This window comes from Halomonas sp. AOP12-B1-6 (assembly GCF_052379225.1).
In the GTDB taxonomy this organism is placed as follows: domain Bacteria; phylum Pseudomonadota; class Gammaproteobacteria; order Pseudomonadales; family Halomonadaceae; genus Vreelandella; species Vreelandella casei.
In genome coordinates this window covers 1-19229 of sequence record NZ_JBQSYK010000005.1, presented here as the reverse complement: position 1 = coordinate 19229, position 19229 = coordinate 1, and the positions used below count along the sequence as shown (strand labels likewise).

Sequence of the window (19229 nt, the reverse complement as noted above, 5' to 3'; positions counted from 1 at the left end):
TTGATTCAGCACCTTGCATTCAGCGGCGTAGCTTATGACAATTCGCCTATACACACTTATTGGTAGCTAGTTGCTTATGGCTTCATCTATTGGTTTTCGCCTTGCCCGTTTGCCACATCTGTGGCGCTCAATCCTAGATCGGCGACTTGCCCCGCTGGGCTTAACGCAAACCCGCTGGGTAACGCTCTATCACCTATGGCGCTTGGGAGAGGGACACCCCCAGTGTGATCTTGCTCGGGTTATTGGCGTGGAGGCGCCTTCACTGGTGCGCACGCTGGGCCAGCTTGAAGAACAAGGATTAGTTGAGCGGCGTGCCTGCGACAATGACCGTCGCAGCAAGCGTATCTATTTAACGCCTGCCGCTATGCCACTACTGGAAAAAATTGACAGTGTTGCTAAAGAAGCCCGCAAAGAGATATTACAAGGCCTAACGGATGAAAATCTTCAGCAGCTGGATGAGTGGCTGACCCTGATTGAGTCAAACGGACTGGCGATACAAGCGCGCGATCAGGATGGCTCTGAAGAAAACTGCCCTGAAGAAAATGATACTGAAGGCGACAGCTCTCAATAAGAGACTCTTCAAGACAAGCCCGCGTCCTAAGGCTTCGCCTCCCTACTGCCAGGCTGCTCTTTAAAACCGAGCGGCCTGGTAATGGGTCGATCCGCATAGCCACGCAGCGCATCTCTTAAGTGCTCAAACACCGGCACATAAGTCGTAAATCGTTCCGCCGTTTGTGACTCCCACCACCATAGCGTCAACGTATATTGGGTCGACTGCACCACCAGCGCATCCTGTGGCAAGCGCTCCAGCAACGTTTTCAAATGCACCGTAGCGCTATCAGGTAACGGGCGTAGCGGCGCTATTCGCCAGCGCCAACCGGCATGGAAAGGCGCTAATGCTTCGCTTGCATTGCTGTCTCTTACCAGCAGAAAATCCGGCCCAGGATCGTCTTGCGGATAGTGCCAGCGATAAGCTGGCATCGTGCCTTTAAAATGGTGAAGCGGAGGCTTTTCCATCTTGATAGTGACGCCTTGACGCGTGATCTGCGAGCGAAGCAATGAGTGACGCTTTTGCTGCGGGCTGGGCTTCAACCACATCACGGGCGCGATGACAAACATCACAATACCGACAATAATTAACCATTCCATCTCTACATTTCCTTCAACATAAGCCACACTGACTAAGCTAACCTAAAAAACCATGACATAGGTCGTTGTTAAGTAACGCTACGCCATCTAAAGTAAAGGCCATCATCATCGTACAAAGAGTACCTTTGTAACCCACTGCCAAGGAGATACGCCATGAGCTATCACCACATTTTAGTTGCCGTTGACCTAACCAAAGACTCGCACAAAATTCTTGAGCGCGCCGTCGTCATTGCAGAGCGTAATGACCGGGCTAAAATATCCATCATGCACACGCTTGAACCGCTTGGCTTTGCCTATGGTGGCGATATCCCGATGGACCTTACCAGCATTCAAGACCAGCTGGATGAGCATGCCAAAAAGCGCCTGGCTGAAATTGCCGCTCCTCACGTGCCTGAAACCCATCAGCATGTGGTAGTGGGTATGCCCGATACCGAGATCCATCGCTTTGCCGAAGATCATAACGTGGATTTGATTGTCGTAGGCTCCCACGGCCGCCATGGCTTTGCTCTGCTGCTGGGTTCAACCTCCACCGGCGTACTTCATGGCGCCCAGTGCGATGTCTTAGCCGTTCGCGTCGGCAAGAAAGGTGAGAAAACCGACGAGTAATCGAGCCCGCTTTATCAAGAACAAAAAAGGCGCCCATAAGGCGCCTTTTAATTTATCGGGCTTACTCTCCTGCGGCCATTGCCTCCAGCTCCATCCAGCGCTCCATCGCTGTTTCTAACTGCTTTTGCACGGCTTCGAGCTGCTGCAACTTAGCTGCGACGGTGTCGGCGTCCTGCTGATAAAACGCTGGGTCACCTATCGCATTTTCTAACGTTTCTACCTCGCCCTCAAAACGTTCAATGTCAGCGGGCAACGTATCTAACTCACGCTGCAAATTGTAAGAGAGCTTGACGCTTTTTTTGGCAGGTGCCGCCGAGATTTCAGGCGCTTTTTTGGGCGCCTCTGAGGTCGGTTCAGTACGCTGCCGCGCTGCCCCTTCCCAAGGCGCCGGCGGCAGCTTACCGCCCTGACGAATCCAGTCGGTGTAGCCGCCCACATATTCTCGCACCACGCCCTCGCCTTCAAAGGCCAGCATGCTGGTGACAACGTTATCCATAAAGGTTCGGTCGTGGGATACCAGCAGCAGCGTGCCATCGAAATCAAGTAGCAGCTCTTCAAGCAGCTCAAGGGTTTCCATGTCGAGGTCGTTGGTAGGCTCATCGAGCACTAATACGTTGGCCGGCTGGGTAAATAGCTTGGCGAGCAGAAGTCGATTAGATTCACCACCGGAAAGTGCTTTCACCGGCTGGCGTACCCGCTCAGGCGTGAACAAGAAGTCCTGAAGGTAGCTCATCACATGGCGATCTTTACCACCAACGCTCACCCGGTCACTGCCCTGAGCAACGTTGTCGTAAACCGTTTTGTCCAGTTCAAGCCCGGCGCGCAGCTGGTCAAAATAGGCCACCTTCAGATTGGTGCCCATCTGAACACTGCCCTCGGTGGGCTCAAGCTCGCCCAACAATATTTTCAGCAGCGTGGTTTTACCCGCCCCGTTGCGCCCTAAGAAGCCGATTCGGTCACCACGCAGTATTTCGAGATTCATGCCACGCAGCACAACGTCATCGCCAAACCGCTGAGTGACGCCTTTCAGCTCCACGATGCGCTTGCCGGTGCGCTCTCCACGGTCTACCGTCAGGTTAGCATTGCCTTGGCGCTCACGACGCTGACTGCGCTCATTGCGCATGGCTTCTAAAGCGCGCACGCGACCTTCATTGCGCGTACGCCGTGCTTTGACGCCCTGGCGAATCCAGACTTCCTCTTGCGCTAACTTTTTATCAAACTCGGCATTTTCACGCGCTTCAACTTCAAGCTCGTGCTGCTTACGGGCTTGATACTCGACGTACTTACCGGGGTAACGACCCAGTTGACCACGGTCCAGCTCCAGAATACTGGTCGCCAACTTAGATAAAAATGCCCGGTCATGGGTAATCAGCAGCACGGCGCCATTAAACGACAGCAGCTGTTCTTCTAACCAAGCAATAGTGTCTAAGTCCAGATGGTTGGTCGGCTCATCGAGCAGCAGCAAATCAGGCTCAGCGACTAACGCGCGTGCAAGCGCCACACGCCGACGCCAGCCACCGGAAAGCGCGCTCATTTGCGCCTCAGGCGGTAAGCCCAAACGGGTTAATACGGTATCAATACGCTGGTGATACGACCAGCCGTCAATAGCTTCCAGGCGCGTTTGCAGCGTCGCCATGCGATCCATATCAGGGTCAGGATCATTGATAAGATGATCATACTCAGAGAGCAGTTCACCGGCTTCGGGCAACCCTTGGGCGACCATATCGAAAATAGTGAGGCCGGATGACTCCGGCAACTCCTGTGCAAGCACACCGATCTTGAGACCGGGGGCACGCCAGATGGAACCATCGTCGGGTAAAATATCGCCCGCTACCAGTTTTAGTAGGGTGGACTTGCCGGTGCCATTGCGACCGACCAGCGCGAGGCGTTCGCCTTTTTCAACCGTCAGATCGGCGCGATTGAGCAGTACATGGGTGCCATAGGCGAGTTGCAGCTGTTCGAGTCGTAACAGGGCCACGCGGAGTCCTCCTTAATCATAAGGCGCACAGTGTAACGCATGCGCGCGCCGAGGGGGTGGAACCTATGGAGCGAAAACTGGCAGCGTGGTAACGTTTTGCCAATGTACAACAACAATTCGTCGATAAGACTTTTTCTATAGGCAGCCCGCCAGTGACGGTTACCGTCTCGATGCATTTTGTAAATGAGCTATTTAAAGGCTTACCGATCACCGTAACCCCGCCTACTCGCTATCTTGAACGGGCAGGGATCTCGCCCTTTTTACTCGCAGCACCACATGGCCGAGTAACGGTTGAGCAGTTTGCCGAGCTTTACCGCTTATTGGTGCATGAACTAGACGACGAAACGCCCGGCTTTTTTGCCCGCCCGCTGCGCGGCGGCACATTAAAGCTGCTGTGCTTAACGATGCTGGATGCGCCCAATCTACAGGTGGCGCTGCATCGCTACACGCAGTTCTTCCGCATTTTGCTTGATGACTTTGGCTACGTGTTTACGCTGGAAGGAGATCTAGCCCGCATGGCCCTGGTCGAGCACGCGCCCTTGGCGGGGAGCAGAACCTTAATTCATGAGCTGATGCTCAAGCTCTTTCACGGTATAGCATCATGGATGATTGCACGTAAAATACCGCCGATTTTAATGGAGTGTGCCTACATCCTGCCGCCACACAGTGCTGATTATCTGTACTTCCACCCAGGTACGGTTCGCTTTGAGCAGCCTCAAACCGCGATTTATATTGATCGAGGATGGCTTGAACATCCTATACGCCAAACCAAAAAACACCTGGGCGCCTTTTTAAAGCGCGCCCCGGCAGATTGGTTTTACGTCTCATTTGCGGACCGCCTACTGGCGCACCGTGTACGTGAGCACCTAGCGCGCGATCTTATCAATGCCGGCACGGTGCACAGCGTCGCCGACGCCCTACACATGTCGGCGCGCACATTAGCTCGGCATTTGAAGCAGGAAGGCACTCACTTTCAGGCCGTTAAGGATGAGTACCGGCGCGACTACGCCGTTCAGGCGCTTACCTGCAGTCAAAAGCCACTCATCAGTATTGCCGAAGCATTAAGCTTTGAAGACTTGGCCTGCTTTAGCCGCGCGTTTAAAACCTGGACAGGCAATTCGCCCGCCGCTTACCGCAAAGCTCGCACGGCGGGCAACCTTCACTGATCGCGCGACAGGTACTTTAGACACTCTAGACTTCGCTACGAATACGTTTTTTATCCAGCTTACCCACGCTGGTCTTGGGGATTTCATCGACGAAACGGATCATGCTCGGAATGGCCCAGCGTCTGAGTTTTCCCTGGGTGACAAACTGCTCTAGAAATGCCTGTACATCTGCCACCGTCGGCGGGTTGTTAGCGTCGACGGCTACAGCCAATGCAGCCGGACGCTCTCCCCACTTGTCATCGGCGACGCCGATCACGGCCACTTCGGCAATCCCCGGACACTGGCTGATATAACTTTCAAGCTCTAACGATGAGAGCCACTCGCCCCCCGTTTTAATAACATCCTTGATACGATCGCTAATGGTTAGAAAGCCACGTTCATCGAGAGAGCCTACATCCCCGGTGTGAAGCCAACCATCGCGCCATAGCTCGGTGCTGCGCGCCTCTTCTTTAAAATAGGCTTGAGTCAACCAAGGCGCCTGGACGCGCACTTCGCCGATGCTTTTACCATCCTGCTGTAGTGGCTCATCGTTGGAATCAACAACCTGCAGCCTAACCAAAGGAATGGGCAGCCCCGCTTTACAGCGCCAGGGCAGTTGGGTCGCAAAATCGGCGGTGGCGATATCCTGGGGCAAAATTCCGGCGGTCAGCAGTGGACAGGTTTCCGACATGCCATAGGCGCTGCGCGTATCAATCCCAAGTTCCCAGGCCTTGCTTGCCAACGATTGCGTTAGCGCACTGCCACCCACCAGCACCTTCCAACCAGTGAGATCAATCTGTTTTGAGGCAACCGCCTCAGCGCTAACCACCATGTTTAATAGCGTCGGTACACAGTGTGAAAAATCGACCTTTTCGCTGACCAGCAGTTTCACCAGCATTTCTGGCTCATATCGCCCCGGGTAGACCTGGGTAGCCCCCATCAGCGTAGCCGTATAAGGCACGCCCCAGGCATGCACGTGAAACATGGGTGTAATAGGCATATATACCTTGTCTCGATTCAACAGCTCAAAACCTGGCGCTTGGAACGCACTCGCCTCGCTTAAGGTATGTAATACCAATTGGCGATGGGTAAAGAAAACCCCTTTAGGGTTGCCCGTGGTGCCCGTCGTGTAAAACAAGGTCGCCACGGCGTTTTCATCAAAGCGAGGGAATGCATAGTCAGTGGGCTGCTCACTTAACAGCGATTCGAACTCACCAACAACAGGAAGAGTGGTATTAAGAGCCTGTGACGCGTCTTGGCACAGCAGGTAGCCACGTACTAAGGGAAGTTTATCGGCCAGCGGCTCAATCAGCGATATGAACTCTTCATGCAGGATAACAAAAGCGTCTTCGGCGTGCTCCATGGTGTAAAGAACTTGCTCCGGCGCCAAGCGTACATTGACCGTATGCAGCACTGCGCCAATCATTGGAATCGCAAAAAAACACTCCAGATAACGATGGCTATCCCAATCTAACACGGCCACCACATCACCCGCTTTAACACCCTGGGCAGTCAGCACGTGGGCCAGTTGATGGACTCGCTCGCGAAAACGCCCGTAATCGTGGCGGCTTTGGTCTCGATATACGATTTGATTATCGCCGGCCATGCGAACACCCGCGTCCAGCAAGTCGCCAATCATTAGAGATGGATTGGTGGCCGACGCCGTTGCCGGTAACATTTTTGGTGTGATCGTGGACATTAAAATTCCTTTTCGCTTGTTCTTGTTGCGGCAAGCTTCTTTAGCAGCGCTCAATAAGCAGCGCAATACCTTGACCGCCGCCAATACACAGCGTGATCAAGCCGTAGCGACCGTTAATACGCTCTAATTCATGCAGCGCTTTGAGAATCAAAATAGCCCCCGTCGCGCCCACTGGATGGCCTAGCGCAACCGCCCCACCGTTAGGGTTGAGCTTTTCCAGTGGAAAGCCTAGCGTCTGCGCTACCGCCATTGCTTGAGCAGCAAAGGCCTCGTTTGATTCAATCACATCAATATCATGAATACTAAGACTTGCCTGCTGCAGGCAGCGCTTAACCGCGGGAATCGGCCCTAAGCCCATAAGCGATGGCTCAACACCCGCCATCGTAGCTACCCGCAGGCGTGCCCGGGGCACCAGTCCGCGCCGTTTCGCTTCATCTCTGTGAGCAAGGACAAGCGTTGCCGCGCCGTCATTAATGCCTGACGCGTTGCCTGCGGTCACCACACCGTCCTTTTGAAAGGCCGACTTCAGCCGCGTTAAATCGCCTAGCTGGAGACCTTCGCGCACGTGTTCATCCTGACAGAAACGCACCGTCTGCTTACCTTGGCTTATTTCTATCGGTACAATTTGAGCATCAAAGCGACCTTCCGCTATTGCCCAAGCCGCCTTTTGGTGGCTTTCAAGAGCAAATTGATCCAACTGTTCACGGGTAAATCCATACTTTTTAGCGATGTTTTCTGCGGTGCATCCCATATGGCCGCTACCAAAAGGATCGCTAAGTATGCCCAAGGTTAAGTCCTGGATGCCCATATCGCCCATACGCACACCGTTGCGCGCCAGAGGCGGTAACAAATAGGCCCCGCGAGACATGGATTCAGCACCTCCCGCTAACGCCAAACGACTATCGCCTAAAACGATCTGCTGTGCGGCAGACACCACGGCCTGAACACCCGATCCACACAGTCGGTTAACGTTGAAGGCACCGGCTTCCTTGGGCACGCCAGCGTTCAGCGCAATATGCCGCGCCAAATAGGCATCTTGAGGGCCTGTGGTAATAATGTGGCCGAAAACAGAATGGTCAATATCACCAGCCTCAACACCAGAGCCCCGTAATGCCTCTTTCGCGGTTATCGTCCCCAATTCAAACGGCGCCATGCTTGAGAGCGACCCGCCAAAACTGCCAATAGCGGTGCGCGCACCCGCTAAGATCACGACATCATCCAACCGCATAGATATTTCCTCATGTCTTAACTAACTGATTCTTAGCAACGCTTTATTAGCGACTCGATGAATCCACTTTACCAAGCAGCGAGCGTGCAATGACCTCTTTCATGATCTCTGAGCTACCGGCATAAATAGTCTGCACTCGTGCGTCTCGATAAAAGCGTGATATAGGATATTCCTCCGTATAACCGTAGCCGCCAAACAGCTGCAGGCAACGGTCCACCGCTCGGCACTGCAGCTCACTTAGCTGCAGTTTTAAAATCGCGGCATCGGTGCTGCTCATCGTCCTTTGGCGGTATTTTTCGAGGCAGTGCTCGAAGTAGGCGCGTGCGACGTCTAGCTGGGCCTTTATATCAGCCAGGACAAAACGAGTATTTTGAAAATCAGCCACGCGTTGCCCGAATGCTTGGCGCTGCTCCACATACGCTAAGGTAAGCGCTAAAGCGCCTTCTACTGCGCCCAAGGCCTGAGCGCCAACGCCGAGACGTTCGCGCGGCAGCTCCTGCATTAAGTAGCGAAAACCGGCGCCCTCTTCGCCCAGCAAAGCATCATGAGGCAACTGAATATGATCAAAGCTAAGCTCGGCGGTGTCGCTGGCGTGCTGGCCGATTTTTTTGATCGGTTTGCCCCGTGCAAAGCCCGACAAATGAGTATCGACTAAAAACAGAGAAACGCCTTTTGCGCCAGCGCTAGGATCCGTCTTGGCACACACAATCACCACGTCGGCAAACTGGCCGTTGGTGATAAAAATTTTGCTGCCGCTTAACTCCCAGCCTTCATTAGTGCGCTTCGCGCGAGTGTTCATTGATGCCAGATCGCTACCGGCATGGGGCTCGGTCATGGCAATGGCACCGAGAATTTCGCCGCGGGCCATGGCTGGCAGCCACTGCTCGCGCTGTGAGGCCGTCCCTAGCGTTTGCACATAAGGCATGACGATATTGGCGTGAATATTATAAGCGCTGGCTAAGCCACCAAATCCTTGGCGAGAAAGCTCTTCCAGCACGAGCTGGGTAATCGCAATATCGGCCTCTGACCCACCGTTTTGTTCATCTAGATCAATACCCAACAAGCCTGCAGCGCCTAACGCATGCCACAACGAACGGGGGATTTCGCCTGAGGCCTCCCACTGATCGTAAAACGGTGCCACTTCTTTCGTGAGACAGCGCTTAATCATGCTGTAGAACAGCGCGCTTGCTTCCTGGTCCACGCTCATGGCTTAAGCTCTTGACGTAGATGGCGCTTGAGGATTTTTCCAGCGGTGCTCTTGGGTAACGCATCGGTAAAGACAATGTGCTTAGGCACCTTATAAGGCGCCATTAACGTTTTGGCGTGATGAATCAGCGCTTCCTCGCTGACCAACTGGCCCTCTTTCAACACCACCACTGCAGTGATGGCTTCGATCCACTTCTCGTCGGGCTGACCGATCACCGCCACTTCAGAGACCGCCGGGTGCTTAAACAGCCCTTCCTCTACCTCACGGCTAGCGACCAGTATGCCCCCAGTATTAATCACATCTTTAATGCGATCGACAACGTATAAGTACCCCGCTTCGTCGAAGTAACCCACGTCCCCCGAGTGGAACCAGCCGCCTTGAAATGCTTCTTCGGTCATCGCCGCTTTATCCCAGTATCCCTTCATAAGCTGCGGTGAGCGATGGACAATCTCTCCATGCTCGCCGGAAGGTACGTCATTCATGTCTAGGTCGACGATGCGCGTCTCCACCGTCAATATGGGCCGCCCGGCGGAAGCAGGCCTCGCGGCATGCTCTTCAGGACGCAGAACGGTGGCTAACGGGGCAATTTCGCTCTGCCCATAGCAGTTGTATAGCCCTACGCCCGGTATGCGCTGCTGCAGCTCCTCCAGTACCGGCACCGGCATAATCGAGGCACCGTAATACGCTTTGTTGAGGGCACTTAAGTCAAAGCGGTCAAATTCAGCATGGCGTAGCAAGCTGATCCAGACCGTTGGCGGGGCAAAAAAAGATGCGACCTTGTGGTTAGACATGGCGCTTAAACATAGCTCAGGAAGCGGCGCTTCAAGCAAATAGACGGTAGCGCCCAATAACAGCGCGGGCATTAGAAAAACGTGCATTTGCGCTGAATGGTAAAGCGGCAACGCGGCGAGCATGGCGTCATTGCTCTTAATATCCAGCTCGACCATGCAGGCCATGTATTCGGCCATTAATGCTTGATGCGTCATCATGGCGGCTTTGGGCGCCGCGGTGGTGCCCGAGGTATAAAGTAGTTGAGCGAGACTGGCGCCATCGACTGCAGCGTCTGGCTCTTGGCTAAGTGCTGCTGATCTCGCATGCCTTAGCACATCAAAACTGCCGGCAGTACTCTCCTGCTCAGCGTGTAGCGTTCCCATCAGGGCCAAATTCAACCCCTCTGTCGCGGCATTCACTTTGCTAGCAAGACTTATATCACTCAGCAAGCCCATGGCACCCGACTGTTCAAGAATGTAGCGCAACTCCTCGCTGCTTAGCGCAAAGTTAATAGGCACATGCACTAAACCTGCCTTGGTAGCTGCCAACCAAGCAATCACATATGCGTCAGAGTTTTTGCCATAAACGGCCAATCTATCACCTGGTACGAGGCCTGCTGCCAGCAAGCCATTAGCCACCCGATTGGCGGCTTGACTGAGCTCAAGATAGCGCCACTCACGTTCACCAAATACCAGTGCCAACTGATGCGGATACTTTCGAGCGCTGCGACTTAAAGCGGCCCCAATACTATTTTGCTGAATAATAGACGGTTCAGACATGCTAAATCCTCAAGTGGGTGGCCGTTAATGGGCAACGCTTTAGCTCGTGACCAGTGGGCAAACACTTTCTGAAAGCGGCCGGAAGGCTTCTTCTGCAGGAATGGTACGAATGATATGGAAAAGATCATCCTCATCCTGCGACTCTTCAGGCGTCTTAACTTCGACTAGATACATGTCATGCACCATGCGGCCATCCTCACGGATGTAGCCATTGGTAGCAAAGATGTCGTTGATGGGCGTATCAGCCATTTGCTGACGCACGGTTTGTGTATCGTCCGTGCCCGTTGCTGCAATGGCCTCAAGATAATGGCGAGTGCTGGAGTAAAGCCCTGCATGAACCATCGTTGGCATACTGCCCGTGCGTTCGCGAAAGCGTTCAGCCCAGGCGCGTGTCTCGTCGTTTAAATCGTAATACCACGCTTTGGTAAACTGTAAGCCCTGTGCATTCTCTAGCCCAATACTGCGCACATCGGTACTAAACAGCACCATTCCGGCTAAAATCTGGCCTGCCTGGGTAATGCCGAACTCCCCCGCTGTCTGCACGGCGTTAATCGTGTCACCGCCAGCGTTGTTTAACGCAATAACATCCGCACCCGAGGCCTGAGCCTGGAGCATAAAAGAAGAGAAATCACTATTGGGGAACGGGTGCCGAGCGCTGCCCACAATGGTGCCGCCATTTTCTGTGACGACTCTTGTGACATCAGCCTCTAGCGCATGGCCAAACGAGTAATCGGCACTCAGCAGGTACCAGTTTTTATGGCCCTCGTCGGTAATGGCTTTTGCAGTGCCATTGGACATCGCCCATGTGTCGTATACCCAATGAATATGATTAGGCGAGCAGTGTTCGTTAGTAATAGCTGACGACACGGCACCATTGACCAGCCCAAGCTTGTCGGCTTCTTCTAATAAACCTACCGCAGCGAGCGTGACAGATGATGCCACCAGCCCGGTGACCATATCGACATTACGTTCGTCGATCCATTCACGCACTACGCTTGAGCCAACGTCTGGGCTATTGCGATCATCGGCACTAAATACCACGATATTGGCGCCGTTAACGCTTCCGCCGATATCTTCAATCGCCATCATGATGGCATCTTCGCCTAGCGGGCCAATAGGGTCGCGGTAAACGCCTGACATATCAGCTAAATAGCCGATCCGTATTTCATTATCAGAAACACCTTCAGCAGCAACAGCCAGGGAGGCACTGCTAGCCAGTAGAATACCAATGGCGAGCGTGGAGACAGCAAAGCGGTGAGATATTGGCATGGTTATTAGACTCTCTATTGTTGTTATTAAATCAATGGCCGCAGAATCGCCGGTAATACCCTCACTTCATCCTAGCCGCAAATACCCCGTTGCTGTTTACCTAACAAGCCAAGTTTTTTGCAATTCGTGCCATTCGTGCGCACTGACCACTATCAACAGAGCATTAGTCGATGTACGCGCATACCGTTACAATGGAGGTTTTCTATCTGGCTAAGGAGCAACGTTTGGCTACTGCTGACACTGATGCGTTTTTACCCGAAGCACTACAGTTTCGCCCTAGCGCTCCTTTAATAGATATTGGTGCAAACCTGACTCATGAAAGCTTTGGTCGCGATCTTGAGGCAGTGATCGAGCGTGCCCAGGCGGCGCAGGTAACGACTATGATCGTGACCGGCACTGATCTCGCCCATGCTGAACAGGCCGTTGCACTCGCCAAACAATATTCTGGGTTATACGCGACGGCAGGCGTACATCCCCATGATGCCAGTCACTGGAATGACGACCTGTCGCGCTCGATGGCGGCGTTACATGCCATGCCAGAAGTGGTCGCAGTGGGTGAGTGCGGGCTGGATTTCAATCGTAATTTTTCGACGCCTCAGCAGCAGGAGCGTGCCTTTGAGGCTCAGTTGGCACTCGCCGTTGAAAGCGGTTTACCGCTCTTTTTACATGAGCGGGATGCGGGTCAACGGATGCGCGAAATATTGCATGCATGGCGAGACGACATCAGCCAAGCGGTGGTGCACTGCTTTACGGCCGATCGCGATACGCTTTTTGGCTATCTCGACCTAGACTTACATATAGGTTTAACCGGCTGGATCTGCGATGAGCGACGCGGACATCACCTGCGCTCGTTGGTTAGCGATATACCGCTGACACGGTTGATGGTGGAAACGGACTGCCCCTACTTGCTGCCCCGCAATCTGCCGGCGAAATTAAAAGGCCGTCGGCATGAGCCCGCACTGCTGCCGTGGATAGCGCGCGAGATTGCCCAGTGGTACGGCATCAGCGATGCAGCATTAGGCGCAGCCACGACCCAAACCGCACAGCGATTTTTCCGCCTTCCTACGACGCCCCTAGAGGAGTAATAGCGTGTCTGATTATCCAGGATTTATAGCCATTGAAACAGGTGAAGACGATGGCCTACCGCTAGCCATTGCTTGGTCACTACCCGATGGTCGTGTAAAGCAAACGTTGATTCAGCCGGATGACAGCTGGATTAAAGAAGACACGAATGCCTTGGGCGCCTACAGCATGGAAGAACTGGAAAGCCTCGGCGTAAGCCCGCTTGAGGTGATTCGCGAGCTAGAGACCGATCACTTTTCCGCCACGCTATATACCAGTGACAACGGAGAAGACGAAGCGGCGCTTGCGCGTCTATTCGACACCTATGGGCTAGACCCTTTTGTTGAGCTTGCCCCCGCCTCGGTACTCTACCCATCGATCACTCCTAGCGAATGGCATCGCCAGCGCCGGGAAACCTTTAGCGAACTGGGTCTGGAACCGATGCGGCCAGAACATGAGCTCGAGGTCATGCTGTCGATGCATCAGCGCCTAACAGACGACGATTAAGCGCTGGCCGTCACGTCTAATTGATCTAACACAGCCTGCCCTTCGGCGATGGCGTCCGCTAGCGCTTTCTGGTGAGAGTAAAAGCAGTTAATGGCCACCAGGAAAGCGTTAGCGCGTACAGGCAGCCCTTCTTTCAAGTAGCCTTGCGCGCGAGATACAACGCGCGCCGTAAATGCACTTCTATCGACCTCAACATCGCCACCGAGATTATCGACACTGATATTAAACGGGCGGCCGCAGGCATGAGTAAATATTGATTCGAGCGCCTGTGGCGCAATTTCAGCCCGCTCGAACAATGCCTGCTGCTCGGCATTACGTCCATCAGGACAGTACCAGTAGCCGTAATCTTCTTGCAGGCGCCGCTGCGAGCCAGCAATACACCAATGGCTGATTTCATGCAGCGCACTGGCAAAATAGCCGCGCGAAAAAATCACCTGGTGATAAGGTGTTTCATTATTCGCGGGGCGATAAAGAGGCTCATCGTCTCCTCGAATCAGGCGTGTTTGATAGCGCTGGCCAAAAACACCATCAAATAGCGCGGTAATATCTTCAAGGGTCCAGCGCTCCTCGGCGTAACTCACATTGACCTCATTTGTCGTTTAATTTGCTGCATTATACCCGCCGAATGAACACCAGCTAAATACTAGGCGGCAAGGCTTAGTGATCCCTGCTAATCTATCGCCTTTTTATAGCTTAACTCGCCAACCAGGAGCCAACCATTGGGCGATTTCACTCGACACGTTAAATCAGTGTACTGGCCGGAAACGCGCGCCTTGATCTTTTTGGCACTGCCCATTTGTGGTGCTCAGTTGGCTCAGGCGGGGATGAGCGTTGTCGATGTCATGATGACTGGACGACATAATGCTACGTCACTCGCGGCGGTCTCGGTTGGCTCCAGTCTATGGATGCCGCTAATGCTATTTATGACCGGCACCTTGATGGGGTTGACGCCGATTGTGGCTCATTTACTCGGTGGCCAGCGTCAAACGGCCATTCGCCCAGCAGTACACCAGGGTCTTTGGGTCGCCCTACTGCTAGGCATCGTCGCGGCGTTGCTGCTTTGGTCAGTCGTGATGCCCATATTTGAATTAATGGATGTGCCACCCGCCGTCGCCCGCGAATCTGCAGCCTATCTCTCTGCCGTGGCATTTGGCATGCCTGGAATTGCGCTCTTTCAAGCGCTGAGGGCATTCTCAGATGGTATGAACCATTCTCGCCCGGCACTGTGGATTAGCCTGGTAGGCTTGAGCGTCAACATTCCCGCCAACTATGTCCTGATTTACGGTGGCGATGGGTTAGTTGAGCTATTTGGCTCCTGGACACCTGACATCTTGCAGCAAATACCCGCGCTAGGCGCCTTTGGCTGTGGTGTAGCGACGGCGTTCTCAATGTGGACGATGGCGTTAGCGATGGCTTATTACACGCGCCACGGGCGTACGTATAAAAGTGTGGCTATCTGGCAAGGGCTAACGCTCCCACAGTGGGCAGGCATTCGCGAACTCATCGTCGTGGGCGTCCCCATTGGCGTGGCTATTTTTGTTGAGGTAACGCTATTCACATTTATTGCGCTATTCATTGCAAGCTTTGGTGAAGTTACCGTGGGCGCCCATCAAATAGCGCTGAGTTTCACTACTATTCTGTTTATGCTGCCTATGTCGCTGAGCATGGCGTTAACCGTGCGCGTTGGTAACACGCTGGGGCAGCAGCGCTGGGCGCTTGCCAGAAAAGTCGCCTGGAACGGGGTTATCATTAGTGTGATCATCGCGATTATTAACAGCACGCTACTCTGGTTCACGGCGGTACCCGTTATCTCACTCTATACGTCGAATAACGAGATACAGGCCCTCGCGCTATCGATCATTGCATTGGCCGCTATTTTTCAGCTATCCGACTCTCTTCAGGTTACGTTGGCAGGCGCTCTAAGAGGCTACAAGGATACGCGTATCGTTATGGTCATTACGGTACTCTCTTATTGGATTGTCGGCCTAGGGGGCGGCCATTGGTTAGGCACTTATGGTGTAGGTAATATGGTTGCGCCGTTAGGGGTTCACGGTTACTGGATCGGCCTCATTGCTGGTTTAAGCACTGCCGCACTCCTGCTCGGCTGGCGCCTACAGCACATCAGCGTTCGGGAGTAATCATGGTTCGATGGGCGCATGCTTGTGTCACGCTCGCGCTAAGCGCCCTACTGGCTGGCTGTGGCGACAGCCCCGCTGAAAAGCAGTGGCGAGCCTATCATCAGCAGCTTGCAACTGATCTTGCACGGGCAGATATAGATAAGACCGATATAGATAGAGCAGCTCCGGCAAATATTGGCGCGTTTCCTGATCGCAAAGATCGCCTTATTGATATTCCTGAAACGCGGGACAGCATACTCAACGTTTACGCGCTGCGTGAATGCCAAATCACCTCGCTAATCGCGGCACGTAATAATCAGCTTGGCCGCGTAGCGCCTCCCAGCCAGCAGTGGCTATATGAACGAACGCTATGGCAGCGGCTAAGCGTCTGTTCGCATAGCGACGTTGCCGACCAGTTAAACCCTGAAGATCAAGAACGACTACAGCAGTTAACGGCAACAAAAACGGCACAGCTATCCGCCGTAAGCTGGAACGCTATCTTTGATTCCAGCGAGTGGATAAAAAGCTTTTCGCGCTCAAGCCAGCCTTTAGCCAATGTCGATAAAGCGGTTATCGCAGGCCATCTCGAGGCTATCGATTATTTACAGGAAATGACCGAGCACCAGTTTGACCTCGACTGGCAGCAAGACTCATCAGCCCTTGAAAACCATCTAAAAACGCTGCAAGAGCGGCCACTGACGGCTGAAATTTTGCGGGCGTTATTACTCGCCACTCAACGCTTAGCCGAAGAAAATACGCTATTAACGCAGCAAAGCGATACTCCCACACGCTGCTTAACCCCCTGGAACCCACAGCTGCTTGAGGATTTAGCAAACACGGCGCATGAGTGGCTTACTGCGATCAATCGGTTAATCGATGCGCAGCAGGTCGACAAGCCAGCAGCAGTCCAACGTTATCAAGTGCGCTGGCTTTCACTGCAACACCCAGGTGCTCCGTGGCAAAAGTTTCAACAGGTAAGTACTGAACATAACGCGTTAAGAGCACGTTTCTCTGCTTGCACTACGAATTAAATTGCCCAAACCCTTAACCTTATAAGCAACTTGTGCTATTGGTGAATATAAGAGGTGAAGAATGCAGCAAGCTAGCCTGCTTCGCCACTGTCATGACCACGCAGCACAAGGAGGGACACAATGGGCGCATCCCTGTCACCCCGCTCTGCCCAGGTCATCGACCTGGAAACCGTGCGCCAACGTCAGCAGGCGCAAAAGTGCTTAGTCCGTTTAGCACCTGAGCTAGATGGCATTGAGATGGTGTATAAGCTCGCTGCGAACCCTGACACTTATTACGGCATGCCCATTCTAGCCTGGGGGTTAAGAGAGGACGGCAACATTATCGGTCTAGTACCGTGGATGGAAACCTTAGCCGCCTGCCAAGATCTGAACAGTGAAGAAAATGGCTATTTCGTTGGCTATCGTGATCCTGAAACGGAAGAAATTTTCGATTCCCCACCCGATCACAAGTTTCATGAGCTAATGGCGGCAGCGGAATACTTCGATTATGAGGCTTCAGGCGACGTCAGTCTTATTCAGCAAATCCCAGATACACTTGGTACACATGCTTTGTGTATGAACCACCCAAACTCGCCTTGGCATATGAAACCCGTTTACGGCTGGCGGCTTTACAGTGACGGCAGTCTTGACGCGCTGCTAGCCGACGAACAAAAAGCGCTAATGACACCCATTCTTCTCGGCGACAAGTGCCTATACAGCGCACAGGATCGCCACCAGACCGTTTATTTTTTCCAACGACATATTGCTAACCGCATATTGGAAGAAGATCCGGCGACGCTGGATGCTCTCGCCATGATGGTCGTGGCAAGCGATTGATACAGACGCTGAACAGTTGCACTAATAGCGAGGCCAGTAGCTCTGTGCCTCGCAAGCTTCAAAGGCCTTAAGCGGGGCTATGCTAAGCGTATAAAATAAAGGTAGCTGCTCTCGGATGAGATATCTTGCCCAAGTAGCTCATGGCCCAGAAACTGACAGAATTTAGGCACGTCACGCGTTGTCGCTGGGTCTGTAGCCACCACTTTAAGAACCTGACCTGACGCCATATCGCGTACTTTATTATGCATCAACATAATCGGCTCTGGGCAATAGAGTCCAGAGGTGTCTAACAACTCATCATAGCTGGGTAAGTTACCCGTATTAGCAGCCATTGATATCCTCGATGCAGGAAGCAAAGCGTATGATTAAAATCATCATCGAACGGCGCATTATGCCCGGCCTAGAAGAAGAGTATGAACAAGCGGCACGGGAAGCCATGAGCGTCTCTTTAGGCGTAAGGGGCTTTGTCGGTGGCGAAACCCTCGTAGAGCGTGACCATACCGATCGCCGTTTAATGATTACTAAGTGGCGCGACATCCGTGCTTGGAAAGAGTGGCACTCAAGCGATGCGCGCACAATGGCTATGCAACGTATTTTACCGCTACTAACCGAAGATGAAACTATCCGTATTTACGAGCCCGGCTATTAAACTTGAAAGACCGTCGGTACTAGCTTCTGAGCCTTACATGCACAGTGACTTCTTCGCGATCATGGTAAAGATGACGACACGTTACCTTAGCACTGACACCCGCTTTTTCCAGCGCGTCTTCCAAAGTCGTTAAGCAGCGCGTTACTTCGTCCCAGCGCTTTTTCATAGGCAGTTTGAGGTTAAAGATTGCCTCTTTACACCACTTACGAATTAGCCAGCGCTCAACCATCGCCAGCACGCGTACAGGCTTATCGACAATATCACACACCAACCAGTCTAAACGCTGTGGTGGCTCCCAGGTAAAACCATCTTCTTTAAGATGATCAATCTGCCCTGTCCCCATCAGTTGAGGATCCATTGGGCCATTATCAATCGCATACACGTACATGCCGCGCTGTACGAGCTGCCAAGTCCACCCGCCGGGTGCAGCGCCTAAATCAGCGGCCTGCATATGCGGCGCAAGGCGTGTTTCCCATTCCTCGCGAGGGATAAATTCGTGCCATGCCTCTTCCAGCTTCAACGTTGAGCGACTAGGCGCACGCGAAGGAAAACGCAGCCGACGAATACCGTTAACAAGCTCACTACGATTACCCGGAAAGCTCATTGCCAGCTGCGCTTTATCACCATCGGTCCAAAAAATGTGTAGCCGCCTAGCACCCGCACTTCGCCTTAACGCGCCACGCTTCTTTAGCAAGCTTTCCAATGGCTTTTTAAGCGCCTTGATTAGCCCTGCCAGTGCTTTACCGTCGTTAGTGTCCGGCGTTTCATGCCAAATTTCTTCGAAGTTCCAGCCACTGGCCTTGACCTGCTCCAATATAGCGGTAAGACGATCATCACGCGATAGGCTCAGCGCAGGCAGTGCCGCTAGGCTCTGGCGAGCGAAAATCAGTGATTTAAAGGCAGCTTGGCGGTGCAAATCATTCACCGGTTCGCCATCGATACGCGTTAGGCTTACCCACCCTTCTCCGTAAGATGCCTCACAGTGAACATCGAGCCGTTCTGCGTGATGTTGCAACTCGGCCAGCGCATCATGCTCAAACCCAGGACGACAGTAAACTAGCCACGAAGTGGGTACTATCTCACTCACCCTTTCACCTCAAACTTAGCATATAGACATGGCGGATTATTTCGAGTCGAAGCGATAACCCTTAACGGCTGCATCATAGCATTTCTGGCAGCGAGGCGGTCGGCAATACACGCAGCTATATTGTTTACG

General features: G+C 53.2%; 19 protein-coding genes. 9 read left to right on the top strand and 10 right to left on the bottom strand.

Annotated features, from left to right (window positions below; all coding sequences use genetic code 11):
• Nucleotides 1-76: 76 nt before the first annotated feature.
• Nucleotides 77-571 carry a transcriptional regulator SlyA gene (gene slyA / locus ACT3TR_RS14310; protein WP_096279277.1) on the top strand — a complete coding sequence of 165 codons (495 nt, stop codon included), beginning with the start codon at nt 77-79 and terminating at the stop codon, nt 569-571.
• 26 nt (nt 572-597) lie between these two features.
• Here slyA and ACT3TR_RS14305 read toward each other — a convergent pair whose 3' ends face one another.
• Nucleotides 598-1149: a preprotein translocase subunit YajC gene (locus ACT3TR_RS14305; protein ID WP_441683872.1), complete on the bottom strand. Its 552-nt coding sequence runs from the start codon at nt 1147-1149 to the stop codon at nt 598-600.
• Nucleotides 1150-1302: 153 nt separating this feature from the next.
• Between ACT3TR_RS14305 and ACT3TR_RS14300 the strand changes: the two genes are divergently transcribed.
• Nucleotides 1303-1755 (top strand): universal stress protein, encoded by a 453-nt coding sequence (locus ACT3TR_RS14300; protein ID WP_096279273.1) that lies wholly within the window; start codon nt 1303-1305, stop codon nt 1753-1755.
• 61 nt (nt 1756-1816) lie between these two features.
• Here ACT3TR_RS14300 and ACT3TR_RS14295 read toward each other — a convergent pair whose 3' ends face one another.
• Nucleotides 1817-3733: an ATP-binding cassette domain-containing protein gene (locus ACT3TR_RS14295; protein WP_096279271.1), complete on the bottom strand. Its 1917-nt coding sequence runs from the start codon at nt 3731-3733 to the stop codon at nt 1817-1819.
• Between the two features lie 170 nt (nt 3734-3903).
• Between ACT3TR_RS14295 and ACT3TR_RS14290 the strand changes: the two genes are divergently transcribed.
• Nucleotides 3904-4899 carry an AraC family transcriptional regulator gene (locus ACT3TR_RS14290; protein ID WP_225734492.1) on the top strand — a complete coding sequence of 332 codons (996 nt, stop codon included), beginning with the start codon at nt 3904-3906 and terminating at the stop codon, nt 4897-4899.
• Between the two features lie 25 nt (nt 4900-4924).
• Here ACT3TR_RS14290 and ACT3TR_RS14285 read toward each other — a convergent pair whose 3' ends face one another.
• The 5 genes from ACT3TR_RS14285 to ACT3TR_RS14265 are packed head-to-tail and all read right to left on the bottom strand — an operon-like array spanning nt 4925 to nt 11831.
• Nucleotides 4925-6577, bottom strand: coding sequence for a fatty acid--CoA ligase (locus ACT3TR_RS14285; protein ID WP_096279267.1), 1653 nt, complete (start codon nt 6575-6577; stop codon nt 4925-4927).
• A gap of 40 nt (nt 6578-6617) precedes the next feature.
• Nucleotides 6618-7805, bottom strand: a complete 1188-nt coding sequence (gene bktB, locus ACT3TR_RS14280) for a beta-ketothiolase BktB (RefSeq protein ID WP_444625711.1) — start codon at nt 7803-7805, stop codon at nt 6618-6620.
• Between the two features lie 46 nt (nt 7806-7851).
• Nucleotides 7852-9012 (bottom strand): acyl-CoA dehydrogenase family protein, encoded by a 1161-nt coding sequence (locus ACT3TR_RS14275; protein WP_176483383.1) that lies wholly within the window; start codon nt 9010-9012, stop codon nt 7852-7854.
• On the bottom strand, nt 9009-10562 hold the full coding sequence (locus tag ACT3TR_RS14270; RefSeq protein ID WP_441683879.1) for a fatty acyl-CoA synthetase: 1554 nt from the start codon (nt 10560-10562) through the stop codon (nt 9009-9011). Before ACT3TR_RS14270 ends, ACT3TR_RS14275 begins: the two co-directional genes overlap by 4 nt.
• Nucleotides 10563-10601: 39 nt before the next feature.
• Nucleotides 10602-11831: an ABC transporter substrate-binding protein gene (locus tag ACT3TR_RS14265; RefSeq protein ID WP_441683881.1), complete on the bottom strand. Its 1230-nt coding sequence runs from the start codon at nt 11829-11831 to the stop codon at nt 10602-10604.
• Between the two features lie 224 nt (nt 11832-12055).
• Here ACT3TR_RS14265 and ACT3TR_RS14260 point away from each other — a divergent pair, with 224 nt between their 5' ends.
• Nucleotides 12056-12916: a TatD family hydrolase gene (locus ACT3TR_RS14260; protein ID WP_096282331.1), complete on the top strand. Its 861-nt coding sequence runs from the start codon at nt 12056-12058 to the stop codon at nt 12914-12916.
• A gap of 4 nt (nt 12917-12920) precedes the next feature.
• A complete protein-coding gene (locus ACT3TR_RS14255; RefSeq protein WP_096279259.1) occupies nt 12921-13400 on the top strand; it encodes a hypothetical protein in 480 nt (159 codons plus the stop codon).
• Here ACT3TR_RS14255 and ACT3TR_RS14250 read toward each other — a convergent pair.
• Nucleotides 13397-13981 carry an elongation factor P hydroxylase gene (locus ACT3TR_RS14250; RefSeq protein WP_444625712.1) on the bottom strand — a complete coding sequence of 195 codons (585 nt, stop codon included), beginning with the start codon at nt 13979-13981 and terminating at the stop codon, nt 13397-13399. The genes ACT3TR_RS14255 and ACT3TR_RS14250 overlap by 4 nt on opposite strands.
• Before the next feature lie 138 nt (nt 13982-14119).
• Here ACT3TR_RS14250 and ACT3TR_RS14245 point away from each other — a divergent pair, with 138 nt between their 5' ends.
• The 3 genes from ACT3TR_RS14245 (at nt 14120) to ACT3TR_RS14235 (ending at nt 17364) form a co-directional block, all read left to right on the top strand.
• On the top strand, nt 14120-15538 hold the full coding sequence (locus ACT3TR_RS14245) for an MATE family efflux transporter (protein WP_444625713.1): 1419 nt from the start codon (nt 14120-14122) through the stop codon (nt 15536-15538).
• A gap of 2 nt (nt 15539-15540) precedes the next feature.
• Nucleotides 15541-16548 (top strand): DUF3080 family protein, encoded by a 1008-nt coding sequence (locus ACT3TR_RS14240; RefSeq protein ID WP_444625714.1) that lies wholly within the window; start codon nt 15541-15543, stop codon nt 16546-16548.
• 120 nt (nt 16549-16668) lie between these two features.
• Nucleotides 16669-17364, top strand: a complete 696-nt coding sequence (locus ACT3TR_RS14235; protein WP_441683890.1) for a hypothetical protein — start codon at nt 16669-16671, stop codon at nt 17362-17364.
• Nucleotides 17365-17441: 77 nt separating this feature from the next.
• Here ACT3TR_RS14235 and tusA read toward each other — a convergent pair whose 3' ends face one another.
• On the bottom strand, nt 17442-17696 hold the full coding sequence (tusA, locus tag ACT3TR_RS14230; protein WP_441683892.1) for a sulfurtransferase TusA: 255 nt from the start codon (nt 17694-17696) through the stop codon (nt 17442-17444).
• Nucleotides 17697-17725: 29 nt separating this feature from the next.
• Between tusA and ACT3TR_RS14225 the strand changes: the two genes are divergently transcribed.
• A complete protein-coding gene (locus ACT3TR_RS14225) occupies nt 17726-18013 on the top strand; it encodes an antibiotic biosynthesis monooxygenase family protein (protein WP_444625715.1) in 288 nt (95 codons plus the stop codon).
• Between the two features lie 19 nt (nt 18014-18032).
• Here the strand turns inward: ACT3TR_RS14225 and rlmM are convergent, their stop codons facing one another.
• Complete coding sequence (rlmM, locus tag ACT3TR_RS14220) at nt 18033-19100, bottom strand: 23S rRNA (cytidine(2498)-2'-O)-methyltransferase RlmM (RefSeq protein ID WP_444625716.1); 1068 nt, start codon at nt 19098-19100, stop codon at nt 18033-18035.
• Nucleotides 19101-19229: the final 129 nt, after the last annotated feature.